1 protein-coding gene is annotated in these 685 nt (G+C 33.4%); it reads right to left on the bottom strand.

The window, feature by feature from the left end:
- Positions 1 to 685, bottom strand: a 685-nt coding sequence (locus cpu_RS07445) for an IS3 family transposase (protein ID WP_075859399.1), incomplete at both ends; no start/stop codon positions are given.

The following is a 685-nucleotide window of genomic DNA, read 5'->3' as shown; positions in this document are numbered from 1 at the left end:
AAAAAACTTTCCATAACGGCATTGTCCCGGGGATTTCCTGCTCTTGACATACTTTGTGTAACGTTGTATTGTTCAAGTAGGCTGATAAAGCTTAGGGATGAATACTGAGACCCCTGGTCGCTATGCAAAACGAGTGGGGAATCGGTATTCATTCTTTTATTTTTAAGTAACCTTTCCATAGGTTCTAAAATTAGATAATTATCTTCTTTATCCTGAACATTCCACTCAAGTATCTCATTGTTAAAAAGGTCTAAGTAGCAAGCCAAGTAATATTTTTTGCCCTTATAATTCAAGTGTGTAATATCTGTTGCAATTTTTTCAAAGGGTTTATTACTTTGAAAATCTCTGTTTAAAATATTTGGAAAGATTTTATGTTCACTACCTTTTTTAAAGTTATACTTCTTTCTTCTTGCAAGTGACTTTATTCCAAGTCTTTTCATAGATTTTAACACGCTAATGTTAGAAACTTTCCAACCGGTAGATCTAAGGATTGCGGCTCTAACTGAACGATAACCATATGAAGGATGCTTACTATGTATTTCTTTAACAAGATTATCAAGATTTGCTTGTTGCTGCTGGTAGCGATTTAAAGTATCTTTTCTACCTAACCACTTATAGTAGCCAGATCTTGATACACCAAATAGTTCGCAAAGCCACTCTACTGAAAATTTTTCTTTTAGTTTAT

The sequence above is a fragment of the Carboxydothermus pertinax genome (assembly GCF_001950255.1).
GTDB lineage: Bacteria > Bacillota > Z-2901 > Carboxydothermales > Carboxydothermaceae > Carboxydothermus > Carboxydothermus pertinax.
This window is presented reverse-complemented; position numbering and strand designations above follow the sequence as displayed.